Origin of the sequence: Cobetia crustatorum, assembly GCF_000591415.1 — a bacterium.
Lineage (GTDB): Bacteria > Pseudomonadota > Gammaproteobacteria > Pseudomonadales > Halomonadaceae > Cobetia > Cobetia crustatorum.
In genome coordinates this window covers 1-17,433 of the sequence record NZ_JEMF01000039.1, presented here as the reverse complement: position 1 = coordinate 17,433, position 17,433 = coordinate 1, and the positions used below count along the sequence as shown (strand labels likewise).

General features: G+C 60.1%; 11 protein-coding genes, 1 tRNA gene and 2 pseudogenes. 4 read left to right on the top strand and 10 right to left on the bottom strand.

Going from position 1 to position 17,433, the window contains the following annotated elements; genetic code table 11:
* Positions 1–18: 18 nt before the first annotated feature.
* The 9 genes and pseudogenes from fhuB to BF12_RS0109190 form a co-directional block, all read right to left on the bottom strand.
* Complete coding sequence (gene fhuB / locus BF12_RS0109235) at positions 19–2,157, bottom strand: Fe(3+)-hydroxamate ABC transporter permease FhuB (RefSeq protein WP_084488051.1); 2,139 nt, start codon at positions 2,155–2,157, stop codon at positions 19–21.
* Positions 2,144–3,169, bottom strand: a complete 1,026-nt coding sequence (locus tag BF12_RS0109230; protein WP_024952023.1) for an iron-siderophore ABC transporter substrate-binding protein — start codon at positions 3,167–3,169, stop codon at positions 2,144–2,146. Before BF12_RS0109230 ends, fhuB begins: the two co-directional genes overlap by 14 nt.
* Positions 3,166–3,932 (bottom strand): annotated as a pseudogene (locus tag BF12_RS19445) (ABC transporter ATP-binding protein). Before BF12_RS19445 ends, BF12_RS0109230 begins: the two are co-directional and overlap by 4 nt.
* A gap of 85 nt (positions 3,933–4,017) precedes the next feature.
* The gene (locus BF12_RS0109220; protein ID WP_024952022.1) at positions 4,018–4,590 is read right to left on the bottom strand and encodes an RNA polymerase sigma factor; all 573 of its coding nucleotides are present in this window, start codon (positions 4,588–4,590) and stop codon (positions 4,018–4,020) included.
* A 225-nt stretch (positions 4,591–4,815) separates the two neighbouring features.
* A complete protein-coding gene (locus BF12_RS0109215; protein ID WP_024952021.1) occupies positions 4,816–7,509 on the bottom strand; it encodes a GNAT family N-acetyltransferase in 2,694 nt (897 codons plus the stop codon).
* A pseudogene (locus BF12_RS19440) lies at positions 7,506–9,060 on the bottom strand (lysine N(6)-hydroxylase/L-ornithine N(5)-oxygenase family protein). The gene BF12_RS0109215 and the pseudogene BF12_RS19440 overlap by 4 nt, the downstream one beginning before the upstream one ends.
* Positions 9,053–10,741, bottom strand: coding sequence for a pyridoxal phosphate-dependent decarboxylase family protein (locus BF12_RS0109205; RefSeq protein WP_024952020.1), 1,689 nt, complete (start codon positions 10,739–10,741; stop codon positions 9,053–9,055). Before BF12_RS0109205 ends, BF12_RS19440 begins: the two are co-directional and overlap by 8 nt.
* A gap of 360 nt (positions 10,742–11,101) precedes the next feature.
* Positions 11,102–13,234 (bottom strand): TonB-dependent siderophore receptor, encoded by a 2,133-nt coding sequence (locus BF12_RS0109195; RefSeq protein WP_051510888.1) that lies wholly within the window; start codon positions 13,232–13,234, stop codon positions 11,102–11,104.
* Positions 13,235–13,445: 211 nt separating this feature from the next.
* A complete protein-coding gene (locus tag BF12_RS0109190; protein ID WP_024952017.1) occupies positions 13,446–14,141 on the bottom strand; it encodes a hypothetical protein in 696 nt (231 codons plus the stop codon).
* A 342-nt stretch (positions 14,142–14,483) separates the two neighbouring features.
* Here BF12_RS0109190 and BF12_RS0109185 point away from each other — a divergent pair.
* Positions 14,484–14,560: transfer RNA gene (locus BF12_RS0109185), tRNA-Ile, on the top strand.
* 156 nt (positions 14,561–14,716) lie between these two features.
* On the opposite strand, the gene BF12_RS0109180 is transcribed toward BF12_RS0109185, so the two are convergent.
* On the bottom strand, positions 14,717–15,274 hold the full coding sequence (locus tag BF12_RS0109180; protein WP_024952016.1) for a PRC-barrel domain-containing protein: 558 nt from the start codon (positions 15,272–15,274) through the stop codon (positions 14,717–14,719).
* Between the two features lie 523 nt (positions 15,275–15,797).
* On the opposite strand from BF12_RS0109180, the gene BF12_RS0109170 reads away from it, so the two are divergent.
* From BF12_RS0109170 to BF12_RS0109160, 3 genes are all read left to right on the top strand, one after another.
* Positions 15,798–16,028 (top strand): hypothetical protein, encoded by a 231-nt coding sequence (locus tag BF12_RS0109170; RefSeq protein WP_141103641.1) that lies wholly within the window; start codon positions 15,798–15,800, stop codon positions 16,026–16,028.
* A gap of 512 nt (positions 16,029–16,540) precedes the next feature.
* On the top strand, positions 16,541–16,861 hold the full coding sequence (locus BF12_RS0109165) for a hypothetical protein (RefSeq protein ID WP_024952014.1): 321 nt from the start codon (positions 16,541–16,543) through the stop codon (positions 16,859–16,861).
* 272 nt (positions 16,862–17,133) lie between these two features.
* The gene (locus tag BF12_RS0109160; RefSeq protein ID WP_024952013.1) at positions 17,134–17,361 is read left to right on the top strand and encodes a hypothetical protein; all 228 of its coding nucleotides are present in this window, start codon (positions 17,134–17,136) and stop codon (positions 17,359–17,361) included.
* Positions 17,362–17,433 lie beyond the last annotated feature (72 nt).

Below are 17,433 nucleotides of genomic sequence, written 5' to 3'. Positions count from 1 at the left end.
GTTCGTAGCGTAGCGCTATCAGCTGGGCTTTCTCAGACTCCACAGGAAGTAACTCCCGCCGATCAGCGAGGCCATCAAGCCAGCCGGAATTTCATACGGGAACAGCAGCTGACGTCCTAGCCAATCGGCCAGCACCATCAATAGTGCGCCGCAGAGTACCGCACCCAGCATGTGATCACGTGCACGGCTAAGCCCCAGTAGTCGCGCCAGATGCGGCGCCAACAGGCCGACGAAGGACAGTGGGCCGACGATCAATGTCGCGAGTGCCGTCAGCAAGGCCACGATACCCAGCAGGCTCAGGCGTGCCCGCAAGACACCGATGCCCAGCGCACTGGCGCTGGCAGCCCCTAGCGGCAGGATGTCGAGCCAGCGCGCCAGCGGACGCAGCATCAGTACGCTGATGATGGCCAGTGCCAGTACCGTGACGGCGGCAGATAGCCCCACGTAGTAAGTAGAGCCAGATAGCCAGGCCAGAATCTGTTGCCCGCGCGGATCACCGTCAGCGAGGATGATGCCGCGTACTGCCTCATAAAGCGCGGTGATCGCTACGCCACACAGCAGTACGCGCTCTGGGATGAAACCACTCCTGTGATTGAGCAGCACCAGCAGTATCAGACACAATGCCGCGCCGCCGACGCCCGCGCCCAGCAGCGTCAGCTGGCTGGCACCTGGTACCAGTAACAGCGTCAGCATCAGTGCGATGGCGGTGCCGCCGCTGATGCCGAGAATCTCGGGACTGGCCATCGGGTTGTTGGTCAGGCGCTGCAGTAGCGTGCCGGACAGTGCCAGCAATATTCCCGCCCCTGCGGCCGCCAGTACGCGGGGCAGGCGCCAGTCGAGTATCGACACATTCCCGTGCAACCAGGCACCGTCGAGTGTCCAGCCCTCCGCCGTATTGCCACTGATCAGTGCCAGCAACAACGCCAGTAGCACCCCGATAGCCAGCAAGGCGTGCAGTCTGGTGGGCTGCGGATGACGTCGGACAAGCGATAGTCCTCCACTGATTGGCCCTGCCCCCTGCGTCATCTTCAATCGCGGAATCAACCACAGCAGCAGCGGTGCGCCGAGCGCCGCGGTCATCGCACCGGTCGGAATCAGGTTCGGCAGCAGGCCATCGAGACTGGCGACAACCAGATCGGTCACGGCCAATAGCAGTGCCCCAAACAACGGTGCCCACAACAGGCGCTGACCAAGACGTCGCGCGCCCATCAGGCGCACACAGGCCGGGGCGGCCAGACCTATGAAGCCAATGATGCCCAGCACGCTGACCACGCAGGCGCTCAGGAACACCGCCAGCCCCAGGCTCATCAGACGCAGCTTGCGCAGCGAGACGCCCAGGCTTCTGGCGTTGGCCTCGTCGAGATCCAGCACTGCCAGCGGGCGCATCAGCAGCAGTGCGAGCAGCATGCCCGGCACCAGCCGAGTGACCAGCGTAATGACGCCGTCCCAGCTGTTCTGTGCCAATGAGCCTGCGCCCCATACCAGGGTGCCGTGCAGTGCTTCCTGATTGAACAGCAACAGCACCATGCCCAGCGCGCCGATATAGAGATTGATGACCAGTCCCGCCAGCACGACTATCGTCGGCGTCATGCCGCGCGCCCAGGCCAGTGCGAATACCAGTCCCATCGCGACCATGCCGCCGATCAGCGCAACCCATTCACGGCCCAGCTGGAAGCCGCCGTCTGTCATTCCGTTCTCAGCCACGCCGGTACCGGTCATCAGTGCTGGCGCAAACAGCGTCGCCAGCATCATCGCAAGGCTTGCACCGCTGGCCACCCCCAGTGTGGTCGGCGCGGCAAGCGGATTACGCAACACCTGCTGCATCAAGACGCCCGCCATGCCTAGCGCACCGCCTGCCAACAGCGCGCAGATCATGCGTGGCCACCAGCTGACATGTGCCACCAGCTGAGCGGAAAGCAGGGCGCTGTTCGCCTGAGAGAGGTTGGCGGTCTGGTCAAACTGAGGGGCAGACCACAGTGCAGTCAGTCCCTGCAACAGGCTCAAGCCATCGCGGGTCAGCGCATGGCTGCCCAGTATCAGCAGGGCCAGGCCCAGCAGGCTGCACGCGACCCCAGGAGTCAGGCGGCGCGCACTCGCGTGAGTGAGGGCGGTGTGATCAGAGGGAGAGCCGTTCGTCGCGTGATCAGTGATCGCCATCTGTCTGTCCTTGAGTGATCTCGGTATCAGGGCGGGTCAGGAGGCGCTCAGCCAGCATATGGGCAAAGCGATTGGCCGAGGGCAGGGCACCGAAGCTCCACACGGGCGGCAAAAATAGTGGGGCAGACGCGCCACTGTTTTCACGTACGCCGGGCAGTGCCTGCCAGAGACCATTGCGCGCCAAGCCTTCACGCCCACCGGGCGGCAGCGGTTCGACCACGACCATGCGGCCCTTGAGTGTCACCAGCTTCTCGAGGCTGACGGTGGCAAAGCCCCAGGCATTGGTATCACCTTGCCAGGCATTGGCGATGCCCAGTCGCTCAGTGACGGCCTGAAACAGGCTATTGTTGCCAAAGACGCGCACGTGGCGATCATCCATGAATTGCACCATCAAGAGTGGCATCTGAGCCTGTTGATTCTGGGCATCCTGCTGATGCAGCGCCGCATTCACGCCAGCCATGTAAGTCTCGCTGGCGCGAATCAGCTGTTCGGCCTGTGACTCACGATGGGTCATCTTGCCTAGCTGGCGGGTCGCCTCCACCAGCGTCTGCCAGGTGTCGGTGTCGGGCGTGTAGAGAGGAATGCTGGTGACGGGCGCGATGGATGACAGGCGTGGAGTCAGACTTGCGAGCATCGGGCTGATCAGGATGTCGTCGGGTGCAAGGCGCGCGAGTTGCTCCAGATTCGGCTGGGTACGCAGGCCCAGATCACGTGTGCCGGTGGGCAGCTCGGGTTGATCGACCCAGCTGCGGTAGGTCTCTACCTGACCGACGCCGATGGCGCGTACACCAAGGCCAGTGAGCGTTTCGGCCAGCGTCCAGTCCAGTACCACGACAGGACGATCGACGAAGCCTTCTGGCGTCGGAGTGAGAGGTGTCGCCGCCATTGCTTCCGTGGCCGCTGCCGTAGCGGTGCCTGCCACGCCCAATAGGCTCAAGGCCACCAGGCTCGTGAGCAGGCTTGTCATCAAGGGCCGGAACACTTTCAGCGGTGAAAGCCAACGCTGCATCATATCGGCACCGCAATCTGGTGGGCACTTTGCGGTGGCGCGATGATCTGCATCTCGACGCCATAGATGGCCTTGAGCGTGGTGGGATTCATCATCTCGCTGGGTGGCCCCTCTGCCAGTACGCGTCCGCCATGCAGGGCCACCAGTCTGTCGCAGTAGCGGGCCGCCAGATTGATATCGTGCAGCACGATGACGATGCCCAGTCCGAGCGTATGGCTCAGATGTGAGACCAATTCCATTACCTCGATCTGATGCGCGATATCCAGTGCGGCGAGCGGTTCATCCAACAGCAGATAGCGACTGCCCTGCGCCAGCAGCATCGCCAGCCATACGCGCTGCGCTCGCCGCCAGACAGGGTATCGACCTGCTGATCAGCGAAGGCTTCGGTATGGGTCAGCGCAATGGCGCGGTCAATGGCGGCTTCATCCTCTGCGCCCGGACGGCCGAGCAGGCCATGCCACGGGTAGCGCCCGAAGCCGACCAACTCACGACCTGTCAGTGTGTCAGCAGCCGGAAGGTGCTGTGGTAGATAGGCCACGGTACGGGCAAATTCACGATTGCCAAAGTCCGCCAGTGGACGATCATCCAGTGACAGGCTGCCGGAGGTCGGCGTCATCTGGCGGGCCAGCAGTTTGAGCAGCGTCGACTTGCCGGAGCCATTGTGGCCGATCAGCCCGTGAACCTGTCCCGGAATGAAGTCGAGTGCTTGGGTCTCCAGCAGGCAGCGTTGGCCGAGTGCAAAGCGGAGGTGATCGAGAGTGAACATTAGGGCGTCCGTCGTCCGTATCCGAGGCAGTGCTTGAAGGTAAATACCATGAGCTGGCCAGTGACTGAGTCGGTGGTATCGCGCATCAGGTACGCTCCGGCCATTCACTGTGATAGATGCTGGCGGCGGCCAGTCGTGTTGCACAGTGTTGCTGTGCTTGCTGTACATAGCGGCCGGCCATGCGCTCTGACACTGACAGGCGCTCGCTGATCTCGCGCTGGGTCATGCCGTCTATCCGGTACCAGGTCAGTGCCTGCCGAACATGCACAGGCAACTCGGCCAGCGCCCCGTTGATGACTTGCAGCTGCTGGCGGTGTTCGAGACAGTCCTCTGGGTCAAGATGTGCTGCCGCCACGGGTTCTCCTTCGATATCAAGCTCCTCGAAGACGGGCGCACGCGACTGGCGTCGGTGATGATCGATGATCAGATTGCGCGCAATACGGTATAGCCACGCACGTGGGCTTGCTGGCCAGTCACGCGTGGCGCGCAGACGCAAGTAGATGTCCTGACAGAGGTCTTCCGCCAATTCACGCGACGCCAGTTGGCGCGTCAGAAAGCCGATCAGCTCCTGGCGATGCTCGGAGAACAGCTGGTCGAGAGATCGCTCTTGAGGCCGATCTTGAGGCCAGAATTCTTGAATTGGCGGGGAAGGGAACATCCACGACTCGCAATGAGAACTATCGTGACGGGGCCATAATAGTATTGATGTTGCGAATCATTATCAATATGTAGATGTCAGGCACACCTTTGACCGCCCCCATGCGAGACAGGGGCGGTCAAAGGTGTGTTGGAAGGTGAGGGCCGTGCTCTGCTGACCGCGATATCGAGGCAGATATCGCGGTCAGCCGCAGGCACGTCACTATTTAGCGCATCGCGTCACTGTCTAGCGGCGAGCGAAAGCCGCGATGGGATTGTCCAGTTCACCCTTGAGCTGCAGCGCGCCCGACGGATCGGTGAGATCAACCATCTGCTGGTTGTTGCGCAGCTGGAGACGATTGAGGCATGACAGCGTGAAGCGCGGCGCGAACATGTCGTGGCGGGCGAACTTGTCGGCCATCTCCGGGTGCGCATCCTGGTAGTCATGGATGCAGGCTGCCACGCGTGACCAGAAGGCGTCTTCCGTCATCACCTGCTCGCGGACCAATAGCGGCACCGCAAAACGGAAGATGCAGTCGAAGACATCGGTGAGCAGCGACAGGATGCGGATGTCTTCCGGCACCTCGACGATCAGGCGCTCGACGCCTGCTGGCAATTCCAGCGCACGAGTCTCGTCAGTGGCGAACAGCGCAGCTTCTTCCGCGATATCCTTCATCAGCGCACCACAGGGCACACCATTGCGCAGGCGTAGAATCAGGTTCTCACCATGCGGCATGAACACCAGATCATGCGTGAAGTAGCAGTGCAGCAGCGGCGTCATGTAGGCCGTAAGCCAAGCGTCTATCCATGCGTCGGCACCGATGCCGGAACGCTCGATCAGTGCTGGCAGCAGTGCCTTCTCGTCGTTGTCGACATGCAGCAGCGCGGCCATGGTCATCAGGCGCTCGCCGTCTTCCCTGACGTCTTCCGGACTTTCGCGCCACAGGCTGGCCAGCATCTTGCGATAGCCCACGGCGGCAGGATCAGCATCTTCCAGTACATCATCCCGATAGCCGATGGCGGCGACTTCACGCATCAGACGGAAGCCCCAGCGTTCAAAGGCCGGGTCAGCATCGACCAGCCCCTGTAACCACTGATTGATGACCGGCGTAGCGCGCATGTAATACGGCGACAGGCCACGCATGAAGCCCATGTTGAGAATCGACAGCGCGACCTTCACGTAGCGGCGGCTCGGCTGGTTGCGGTTGTAGAGCGTGCGAATCGATTGCTGAGCCTGATAGCGGTCTTCGCCAAGCCCCAGACAGACAATGCGCTGGCTGGCGAGCTCACTGGCGAAGGTGATGGCTAGCTTGTGGCTCCACTGCCACGGATGTACCGGCATCAGCAGGTAATCTTCGGCCGCCAGTCCCTGAGCGCTTAGTAGTCCTTCCATACGCGCTAGCTCTGCTGCACCCAACTCTTCTTCCAGAAGGCGACGCGGGTCGAGGTCGTCGATGGCGGAGTAATGCGCGTTATCGCGATGTACGGCCAGCCAGACCAGTGACAGCGGTTGGGCGGCTTCCGGCGCGTAAGCGCGGTAGTCGAGCGCATCGAAGCCCATGCGGCCATTGTTGGCCACGAAGCACGGATGGCCTTCGCTCATTGCGGATTCGAGTGTCTGGAAGGAGGCACCGGCCAGCACACGTGCTGACTGATTCTCGCGACGAGCGCGATCACGCTTCCAGGCGCTGGAGGACAGCGTCGCACTGACTTCTTCGAGATAGACCGGCAGCAGACGCGGCGGAATCTCCAGCACCTCGTTGAGCTCCAGAATCAGTTCACGGGCATCCAGTGGCAATGATTCGCCTTCAGCATCCAGACGTTGGATCGAGGCGGCATCGATCAGCCAATGATCGAGCTGAAAGCGACGTGCCACGAAGCGATATTCCACGGCGCGACGGCTGACGGGAGTCTTTCCTTGCTCCACGGCGATCGGCAGGCGGAAGTGATGCCAGCCGTCGGTAGTGCGTGAAGCGTTGCGAGAACTGCCATCATCGGCACACTGCGGATGAATCAGCCGCTCGTGGCTGAATTCGGCCAGCGCCTTGCGCACGAGCAGGCGATTGGCATGCTGCCAGTCGTCGCTAGCCAGGTGGCTACTGGCGGCAGAGGGGCGTGCCGCCAGAGTGACGTCCAGTCGCGGGCTACGGCTAGCCAGTGCCGCGCGGAAATCTTCTGCGGTGCAGAAGCACAGACGTGCCGGCTTGCCATCGAGATCCAGCGGGCCGTGATCGACAAAGCCGACTGCGGCATTCAGCGGATGAATGGCGGTATTGCGGCTGTCGGGTTCGACCGCCACGCGAGTGACCGGGCGGACTGCCTCACCGGTATCCGCGGCGTGCTCGTCGCGGAACTGGCCCGCGAAGACCATCGCCATGATCGATTCGATCACTGCACGTGAAAAGCCACTGATGGCGGGTTGGTCATCGTTACGCGGTGCGACGAGGAAGTGCATGCCGAAGTCACCGGGTTGCACGTCATAGTGCTTGCCGAGCGGGTCATGTGCTGGATCATACAGCTCGATCAGAAATGCCGGTTGATCGTTGTAATAGCCCATCCAGCCCTGTGCGTGGGCGCTGTTCTCAAGATCTTGATAGAAGTCATGCTTGGTGGTCAGCAGGTCATCACTCATGCCCCAGAAGCTGGCACGTGCGCCGCTGGTCCATTCATCCACCAGCGCCATGTCGTCGGCGAGATTCAGTGGGCGCAGCGCGAATTCCGCTCGCTCCGGCGTGCTGTCATCCTGCGGCTTGCGCAGGCGCGCCTGGGCCTGTTCGAGCTCCACCGAGCGGCGTGAAAAGCAGGTCGTCGCGGCAGGCATCAGCAGATCAATATGGGGAGGCGTGACCGACGCATGCGCGCCGAAAATCTGCTGAGCCGGTTCTGCCGCGCTATGGGAAGTCGTGCCACGAGTCGTGGTGATATCAACAGGCATGTTCATGCGGTGGTCTCCCGGTGCTGCGGTGCGGCGGTGCTTCCAGCAGTGATGGAGGCAGTGGAAGCGGATGTGTCAGAAGAATCAGGAACGGAGGTGGCGGTTTGGAGGTCCGTCTCGCCATAGGGCAGATGTGACGCTGAAAGCGGCGTAAAGCCATTGCCGCTGCCGGGTGCGCCGAAACTCTGGAAGGCGATGCGACGTTCGATGGCATACACCTCACGACCGGTGATGGCGCGCAGGATGCAGCTGTTGCGATAGCAGGCCATGCCCAGGTCCGGGGCGGCCAGCGAGTGGGTATGCAGCTCGGCGTTCTGGACGAAGATCTCGCCGGCAAAGGGCGACTGGTCACCTTCATTGCCTTCGGCGTCTGCGGTGCTCTGCGCGTCGACGGCGTAGAAGCGCCCGACGGCGTAGCGGCCTTCGGCGTCACGACGGATGCGTGATTCGATGCTCTTCAAGAAGGGCGGGGCGACGTAGTGGTAGCCGGTGGCCAGTACCACGGCGCTGGTGTCATGACGCCAGGCTTGCTGCTGTTCGCGCTGATAGAGCCCCAGGCTGAAGTCGCCATCGGCGCTCTCGCGAGTCAGCGAGGTCAGCTCGGTGTTGGTCATCAGGGTGGTGGGCACCACGCTGCAGCTGCTTGGCGTAGAGGGTGTTGTAGATCTCGTCGATCAGCTCGAGATTGATACCCTTGTAGAGGCCCTTCTGGGTCGCCAGCAGGGTGTTGCGCTGTTCGCGCGGCAGGGCATGGAAGTAGTCGATGTAATCCGGTGACGTCATCTCCAGCGTCAGCTTGCCGTATTCCAGCGGGAAGAAGCGCGGCGAGCGCGTGATCCAGTTGAGCTGGTAGGCGTGCTGGTCGATCTCGCGCAGCAGGTCGAGATAGATCTCGGCGGCGCTCTGACCGGAGCCGAGGATGGTGATGGCCGGCTGGGACGTCAGTTCGTCCTTGCGCGCCAGGTAGTGGGCGTTGTGGCACACGCGACTGCCCGCCACCGGCACCTCGCTGTGTACCGCATCGGCAGCGCCGGGCAGATACGGCTGGGTGCCGGTGCCCAGCACCAGCTTGCGAGCACGATAGACGAAGGCTTCCTGGGTGCTGGGGCGAATGCCGCGTACCACGTAGATGTCGCCGACATGCTGGATGTCCTGGACGTCGTGATCGAAGCGCAGGCTGGTCAGCTCGCGCGCCGCCCACTGGCAGTACTGGTTGTACTCGCGGCGCAGCAGGAAGAAGTCTTCGCGGATGTAGAAGTTGTAGAGCTTGTCATGCAGCTTCAGGTAATTGAGGAAGCTGAAGTGGCTGGTCGGGTCGGCCAGCGAGACCATGTCCGCCATGAAGGGCGTCTGCATGCTGGCGTCTTCCAGCAGCATGCCCGGGTGCCAGTCGAATTCGGCCTTGCGCTCCAGGAAGACACCGTTCACGTCCTCCAGCGGCTCGCTCAGACAGGCGAGGCTCAGGTTGAAGGGGCCGATGCCGATGGCGACGAAGTCGAGCACCTCATTGCGCGTTTCAGCTGTGTCGGTGACGTGAGGAGTCGAGGTGTCATGCATGACGGCTTTCCTTTGCTTCTGTGGTGTGGCTGCGACGGCTGGCGGCGGGGGCATCGGCCAGTGCTGCGGCGTGGCTTGCCTGGGCCGTGGTGCTGATGGCGAGATGATGCTCCTTGACCAGCGCCTGACCATGCTGGCGGATCAGCTCGACTACCGCGGCGATGTCGTCGCGGGTGGTGTCCGGGTTGAGCAGCGTGAACTTCAGATACTGACGGCCGGAGACCTTGGTGGCGGCGACGATGGCTTCCCCGCTGCGCGACAGGCGCTTGCGGATCTCGCGATTCAGGGCGTCCCACTGTGCATCGCTGAGGGTGTCTTCGTTGGCGTCATGGAAGCGGAACACCAGGGTGCTGAGCTCCGGGGCCTGAACGACATCGATGTCCGGTGCCGCCGCGAGCAGCTGATGGCCCTCGCGAGTGAGGTCGATCACGCAATCGAGCATGTCGCCGAGGGCATCGGCGCCCATCAGGCGCAGTGTCAGCCACAGCTTGAGCGCATCGAAGCGGCGCGTGGTCTGCAGGCTCTTGTTGACCTGATCCGGCGTGCCTTCGCGGGCCTGAAGCTCCGGGTTGAGGTAGTCGGCGTGGTAGGTGACATGGCGCAGCTGGGTGCGATCACGCACCACACAGGCACTGCAGCTGACCGGCTGGAAGAAGGTCTTGTGGTAATCGATGGTGACGGAGTCCGCCATCTCGACGCCCTTGAGCCAGTGACCGTGGCGACGCGAGGTGATCAGACCGCCGCCGTAGGCGCCATCGACGTGGAACCAGATGCCACGTGCATGACATTCACGGCCGATGGCCTGCAGCGGGTCGATGCTGCCGAAGTCGGTGGTACCGGCGGTCCCGACCACGGCCATCGGAATCAGGCCTTCCGCGCGCGCCTTGTCCAGTGCCTCACGCAGGGCTATCGGGTCCATGCGGCGACGCTCATCCACGGCGACCGGCACGACGGCGTTGTGGCCGAGGCCGAGCAGGGCACAGGCCTTCTGCAGGCTGAAATGGCTGATGCCGGAGGCGAAGACGCGCAGGCGCCCGGCTTCCGGCGGCAGGCCGTGGGTCTGGTTGCCGGGGTGGTTGGGCAGCTTCTCGCAGACCGCGTCACGCGCCAGCAGCAGCGCCATCAGGTTGGATTGGGTGCCGCCGCTGGTGAAGATGCCGTCGGCGGTCGGACCCAGGCCCAGACGTTCGGTGGTCCAGTCGATCAGACGCTGCTCGATCAGGGTGCCGCCGGCGCTCTGATCCCAGGTATCGAGGGAGGAATTGATCGCGCCGAGCAGGCTTTCCGCCCAGACACCCGGCAGCACGACCGGGCAGTTGAGATGCGCGATATAGCGTGGGTGATGGAAATAGACGGCATCCTTCAGGTAGAGCGACTGGAGCTCCTCCAGGCCCGCTTCCAGATTCTCGAGGGGCGTCTCGAGATCCAGCTCGGCAAAGGCCGGGCGCAGGGCTTCCGGGGTGATGCCGCTGAAGGGTTGCTGAACGTTCTCGAGCTGTTCGGCGACCAGACTGCTGATGCGTTGCATGCCGGCCTGCCAAGCATCCATGTTGGCAGGTGAGAACAGGGCGGCGCTGGGTGAGCGGGACAGGGAGCTCGCGGCGGCAGCGGCCTGGGGGCCAGACGCGGGGGATCCTGCAGCCGCGCCATAGGTGGCGGCGGAATCATGAAGGCTGTGCATTACATAACCTTATGCGAATGTTCGCAGATAAAGACTTGGAAGAGACTCGCAGCCAGCCAGGGCAGGTGGCACAGGTGCGAGGACCAGTCAGGACATTCATCAAGTGCCGCGTGATGCGGTCATTGTTGTTGATAAAGCAGTTGATAAAGCGGTTGGCGCGGTCAGTCACGCCTGCCGTGGGCATCGGCAGAGAGTGAGTCGTCACCGAGCGCCCTGTGTCGGGCAATCTCGGTGTCATGTGCGGTACACGCCAGAGGTATCAGACGATGAGTGATTCAGGGCGATGGTGCCGGCGACATCCTTGCCGCCGGCGGGTCGTGCGGGTCGATTCAGAATCGACGGACTGCGGACGTGTCGGAATCAGAAATCATAGGTCAGGGTCGCGGTCACGCTGCGCTCGGCACCGTAGTAGCAGAAGTCGGTGTTGTAGCAGGAAGCGATATATTCCTTGTCGAGTAGATTACTGACATTGAGTTGTACGCTGGTGCCGGTCCAGCCGACCTGACTCAGGTCATAGCCGAGCACGGCATCGACCAGCGCGTAGTCCGGTACCTTTTCGGTATTTTCGGAATCCGCCCACATGTCGGCGTAGTAGCGAACGCCGAGACCCGCATTCAGGCCGGTCAGTGGGCCTTCGTTGAAGGCGTAGTCACCCCAGACGCTGACCTGATGCTTCGGTACCTGGTTGGCATCGTTGCCTTCGGTGCCATCTTCGGCCTTGGCGTAGGTCACGTCGGTGTAGCTGTAACCGGCCTGCAGCGCGAAGTTGCGGGTCAGCTGGGTGCGGGCTTCCAGTTCGAGACCCTGGGACTCGATTTCACCGTAGGACGTGTAGTAGTCGTCTTCCGGGTCCTTGGAGGCCACATTCTCCTGGTTGATGCGGAACAGCGAGACGCTGTACTGATCGCGCGTGCCGTTGGGCTGGTACTTCATGCCGACTTCCACCTGCTTGCCGGTGGTCGGGTCGAGCAGGTCACCGTCTTCGTCGGCGTAGGAGTTCGGCGAGAAGGAGGTGGAGTAGCTGATGTAGGGCGAGATGCCGTTGTCGAAGCCGTAGATCAAGCCGATACGGCCACTCATCTCGTTGTCGTTCAGCTCACTGGTGGTGTTGTAGTCGCGATCGGTATTCTTGATGTTGACCCAGTCCTGACGCAGACCGGCGGCCAGGTTCCAGCGGCCCCAGCTGAGCTGATCCTGCAGGTAGACACCGGTCTGATCCAGTTCACGCTTCTGGTTCTCGGTGGCATAGATGGAGACATCGGCATCACTGCTGCTAGTGACATCCAGCGAGCTGGCGGTCCCGTATTCCCAGTCCACGTCGTTGGTACGGGTCTGATAATCGGCACCGAACAGCAGGGTGTGATCGATGTCGCCGGTGGAGAAGCGGGACTCCAGCTGGTTGTCGACTGTCCAGGCACGCAGGCTTTCCTCGCCACCGGAGTAGTAGCGGGTCAGCTCGGTATCCGAGGCCCAGCCGTAGGCGTAGACCTGCTCGAGATCCACGTCGGATCTCAGGTAGCGGAATTTCTGGCGCGCGGTGACATCGTCATTGAAGCGGTGCTCGAAGTCATATCCGAGCATGCGTTCGGTGCGATCGAATTCCTCGTAGTCCTCGTCGCCTTCGTAGAAGTCGTTGCCGAGCTTGATGCCGTCGTGGCTCACCACCGTGCCTTCGTAGGGGAGGCCTGAGTGGTAGCCGCCTTCCGGGTCCTTCTGGAAGTAGCCCATCAGGGTGACGGTGGTGTCGTCGGTGACATCCATGGTGATCTGCGGCGAGAAGGCATAACGCTCTTCGCTGACGGAGTCGACCTGGGTGTCTTCGGCGCTGGCAAGGCCGGTCAGGCGATAGGCGATGCGCTTCTCGTCATCCAGCGGGCCGGTGAGGTCAAAGGCGGCGCTGCGCTCGTTGTCGTCACCGACGGTGAAGCGTACCTGGCCGGAGTCCTGGAACTCGGGGCGCTTGGACTGCATCGCGACCAGCCCCCCCGGGGAGGAGCGGCCGTAGAGGACGGAGGACGGTCCCTTGACGACTTCGATGCTGTCGAGGAAGTAGGGGTCGATGGTCATCGAGCTGTAGGAGCCCGAGTCACCCATCAGCTTCAGACCATCCAGGAAGGTGTTGCTGACACTGCCATCGGAGAAGCCGCGCAGGACCAGATAGTCATAGCGGTTGGAAGCACCGATCTGATTGGTGAACACGCCCGGCGTATAGTCAGCGGCACGCTGCACCGTCTCGGCGGCGCGCTTGTCCATGTCTTCACGTGTGATGGTGGAGACGGCCTGCGGCGTTTCCAGATAGCTGGTATCCGTCTTGGTCGCCGCCGTGGTGGTGACCGTCATGGTATCCAGCTGCTCATCCTGAGCATCTCGGTGGTCGGCTGCCACGGCCTGTCCTGCCAGAGGTAGGCTCAGCGCAATCGCTAGTGTCAGCGGGTGCCGAGGCAGAGAGAGCAAGGGAGACCGATGTGGATATCGCGCAGCGGAATTTGTCATGAGGTGTGATGTTCCATCGTGAATGACGTTTATGCGAATGCTTCTTGTTTGGTCTTCGCTCCTGTGGGTAGACGAACGATCAGCCGCTTTCTGAACCATGAATGAGAATTATTTTTGTTTTTATGAAAAAAGCCGCCCTGTGGGCGGCTTTTCGATGCGTGATGAATGTGCGTTATCAGCATATCCATCAGAGGTGTTTCAACAGCAAGGCTTACTGATCAATCATTTCACCCTGCAGAGTGACGGGGATATCACCGACCAAGGTGCCGTAGCCCAGTAGCCCAAGTAGAGTGCTGCCAATCTGGTTCTTGCCGACCGCCGAACTGTCCAGTGCCAGCGGCTCGGCATTCTCGAAGCTCAAGTGAGTCGCATCCATTCGCGTCACATCGAGCGGTAGAGTATCGCGATGGGTGCGATTGCCATCGGTGGCGGTGAAAGGCACTTGCATGCGGTTCGACTCACCCGTCTCAAGAGCAGCCAGTGCCACAGGGTCGAGGTTCAAGGTAAGCGTCGCTAGACGCATTTGACTGACGCCCGATAGCCACGGCGGTAGTTCACCGACCTTATCGAGCAGATCTGTCTGGCTGACACTGAGCGGAATAGTCAATTTTCCGTCATCACCCACGGTGCCACTAAGGCCTCGCAGATGATGAATGTGCTCCACATTCCCTTGCGCGCCTTGTTCAGTCAGCGTGGCGGTGGCGCCGCTGGTGGCAGGGACTAGTTGCCAGGCGGCCTGACTTGGCAGGCTGATGCCGATACTGCTCATGGCAAAGACCAGTGCGGCCGCCTTGAAGGGGGCGCTAAGCTTGCTATGTCTATTACCGTTCATGCTGAAGAACCCTGCCGTACGTCGGGCAAGGCGTTTGGTGAAGTATGACGTCCAACGAGAAAAGGGAAATGACATGGATGACTCCTGATAGCCAAGCGCTGATGAGGGCAAAGCCCATAGGTGCGCATTGAGACATTGGACACGCAGGAAAGACAAGGGTTCGCGCATCAAGCGGATGGATAAGGCCTTGGTGTGTCGAGATAGATAAGGAAGGCGCATGTGATTGGCGGGGTAGAGGGTGGTGCAAGAGACGAGACAGAAAGATGGCCTGTGGAATGGCTGAGGCAGACAGTCTCGTGAGAGACAGTGATAAATCGAGATAGGGTAAAAAAGAGGCCTAATGAAGAAATTGGCTATGTTGTTGAGTTTTCGGGCTTTCCTGAGGCTTTCGCTTTCGCTATCATATTCGCGCTGTACGGGCCCATAGCTCAGTTGGTTAGAGCACTCGACTCATAATCGATTGGTCGCAGGTTCAAGTCCTGCTGGGCCCACCAAGTGTTTCGGCTTACCTCGATAAGCCAGAAAAGTCGCCAACGGCGGCTTTTTTTGTACCTGTACGATGACAAACGCCCCGCGCAAGAAGCGTCGGGCGTTCGATAATCACTGCTTCTTGGTATGGCGGCAAACGCTCATTTCAAGAATGAAGTGGGTTACTGAGCATCGTCGGTCATCTTGTCTTCAGCGTCATTGGCTGAGCCACTGATGGCGTTACCGGCAGTAGTCAGCGCATTGGCTGTTGCTGCGCGAGTATCCTGCCATGCGCTGGAGGCCGTGTTTTTGGTCTCGTCCCACGCGGCGGCTGCGCTCTTTCGGGTGTCCTGCCACCAGTCCGTCGTGTACTGCGGCTGCTCTTTGAATTGTGACTCATCCATGCTGACGTGGATGCGATATTCCAGAGTCTCGGGGTTATCACCCTGCTCTGTTTGAAGCGTGAACTTGCCAGCTTGTACCACGTATTGTTGCTCATTCAGGCCTAACGCTTCATCGCTTTCGACGACCAGCGCTGCAACCTGCATGTTGTCATCCAGCAGAATGTCTTCGACTTCCCCGATGATCTTGCTGTCATCATTCTGTAGATAGACCTCTGCATCCATCAGCTCATCTGCGGAGTAGAGTCCCTGCGGGCTGGCCATGGCCAAGCCGGAAGTGGACAGCAGCGTGGTCGCGGTGATCGCACCCAGTATCTGTTTGCGGTTCATCTTGCTCATGCCGTACTCCTTGCGTACTTGTGAATCGGTGTTCCCTTGCCGGACGCTTTTCTGTCTGGCGTGGGTGGGTCGCCATGAATCACGACCATGCAGACTAAGATTCCGTCGTAGCCGACAAGTTTCAAGGGATGGCAAAAAAAGTTATACGGCAGTGGTGCAGAAAAGGCAGTGATGAGGCCGCTGATGGCACGCCCTGGTAAGCATCCCTATCGACGCAAACACAGGATTAAACAGCAGCGATACTGATGATGATCTTGCATGGCATGGTCTGAGCGTGACCGACAGGCATGTCGTGATGAGTCATTGGGCGCACCATGACGCTGTCGTTACGTTCTGCAACGCACAAAAACTTGTACATGAGTGGGAAAGTGTCTAACTTTGTCGATGTCGGAGTGCCGTTATCATCAATGTAAAAGCACTTTCCTCACCATGTCACTTGGTGAGGGCACTGGCAGGGATGCACAAGCCTTTAGCAGTAATGGTCATCAAGGGTTTCATCAAGGATCCAACGGAGGGCATCGAGATGAATACACTACGCAAGGTTCCCATGGAGTGTTCGCGCTGTGGCAGTAACCGAGTTCACCTCGACGATAGCCCCGCTGATGACGACACCGTAAGTTGCGCGGAATGTGGCGAGTTTCTTGGCGTGTGGTTCATGCTGCGTGATCGCCTTGAGGCCAATGCTCGCAAACGTGCCATGATTGATCCTGCGCTGATGGCGGACAAGGTGATGAAGCAGCTGGATGCTAAATAGAGCTATGCAGGAAGAACATGATGCTCGGTGCTCAGGCGAGCACTGACGATGGTAGATGCCAAGGCCCAGATAGAACTTCGTGATACCGCTGACGACTGTTCAGCGTCCTGGTTGACCCGCGGTGAGCACTGGCTCCCGTTTATGGTCCCACTCTGCCTGAGAGTGTTTTCCCGTCCCTTGTGGTCGGGATTTTTTTGGCTTATCGCATGGTGTGGTGCTGGAAAGCAGAAATTCCGGCGAGATATCTGGCTGCCGTTTGATCCTTGTCATTAGGTGGAGTGTTATCTAATTGTAAGATTGCGCTGTCAATATCATGCCTGTCTTGAGCTTCGGTAATTAGGTGTTTATATGGCGATTTATCAATTACCTGCAATATCTAACATAAAGTGCAATGGAGTCTGTGGCCTTGTGTCTCCATTATGCGCACGCAACCTGATCCATGCCTTCATGTTTTCTGCGTCGAGAATCTGGTCATGACATCGTTATATCTTGCGCCGAAAAGGAGTTCGCGCATGTTTTCCCCTTCAGTTCCGACCCGTAGTGGTCCCCAGTGCCCGGAATGCAATGAAGCATTGGATTGGCCGGCTCGTGATCTTCCCGAGGAGCACATCTTGAAGTGTCCGAATGGGCATGCATTATGCTCGATGGGAGATTTTCGGCTCGCCGCACGTGAGATGGCGCTTCAGGAAGAGTTTCGCCTCACGCGTGATGGTGCCAGGTCTCATGCACAGCGTCGTGCGGTGGATTGCCCAGCCACACGTGTGCCCAGTATGAACAGCCCATGCATGAACCAGACGAGCGACTCATCTACTGAAAGTATCAGTGCTGCCTGATGGTGTACTTCCCCTGGAATGATGGAACATTCTGAAAGACCCCGGCACACGTGCCGGGGTCTTTGCGTCATGGAGATGGGTGAGCCATGTCGCTCATAACTTATGAGTAAAGTCACGGGATAGGAGCTGAAGGGTTGCAAGCCAATGGGCTGCCCCCATGTCTTTGGCAGACGTCATGATGTTCAATGAATGACAGGTGATCAATGACTGGCGATAGGCCGATGGTCGTCGTGTTGTCAGAGTAGTCCAGGCACTGTACAGGAGAACGTTTCATGCCAGATATTTCCGAGGAACTACGTATTCCCAAGCCTTGCCCCAGCTGTGGCAGCCAGCGTGTAAGGGTCTCGCAGGTACACAATCCGGATGACAAGGTCTTCTGTGTGTCCTGTGGTACTTATGTTTGCTTATATGCCGATGTAGCAAAGATGCGAGAGGAGGGAGCAGGCAGTGAGGCGGAAGAGCTGCTGGAGCAGGCAGCGAATAGAGGTATGAAGAAGTAACGCCTCCTTTTGGCGCTATCTGTCCCCGAGGTTAGCCAGCCACCTTGGTTGACTGACCTTGTCCCACAAAAA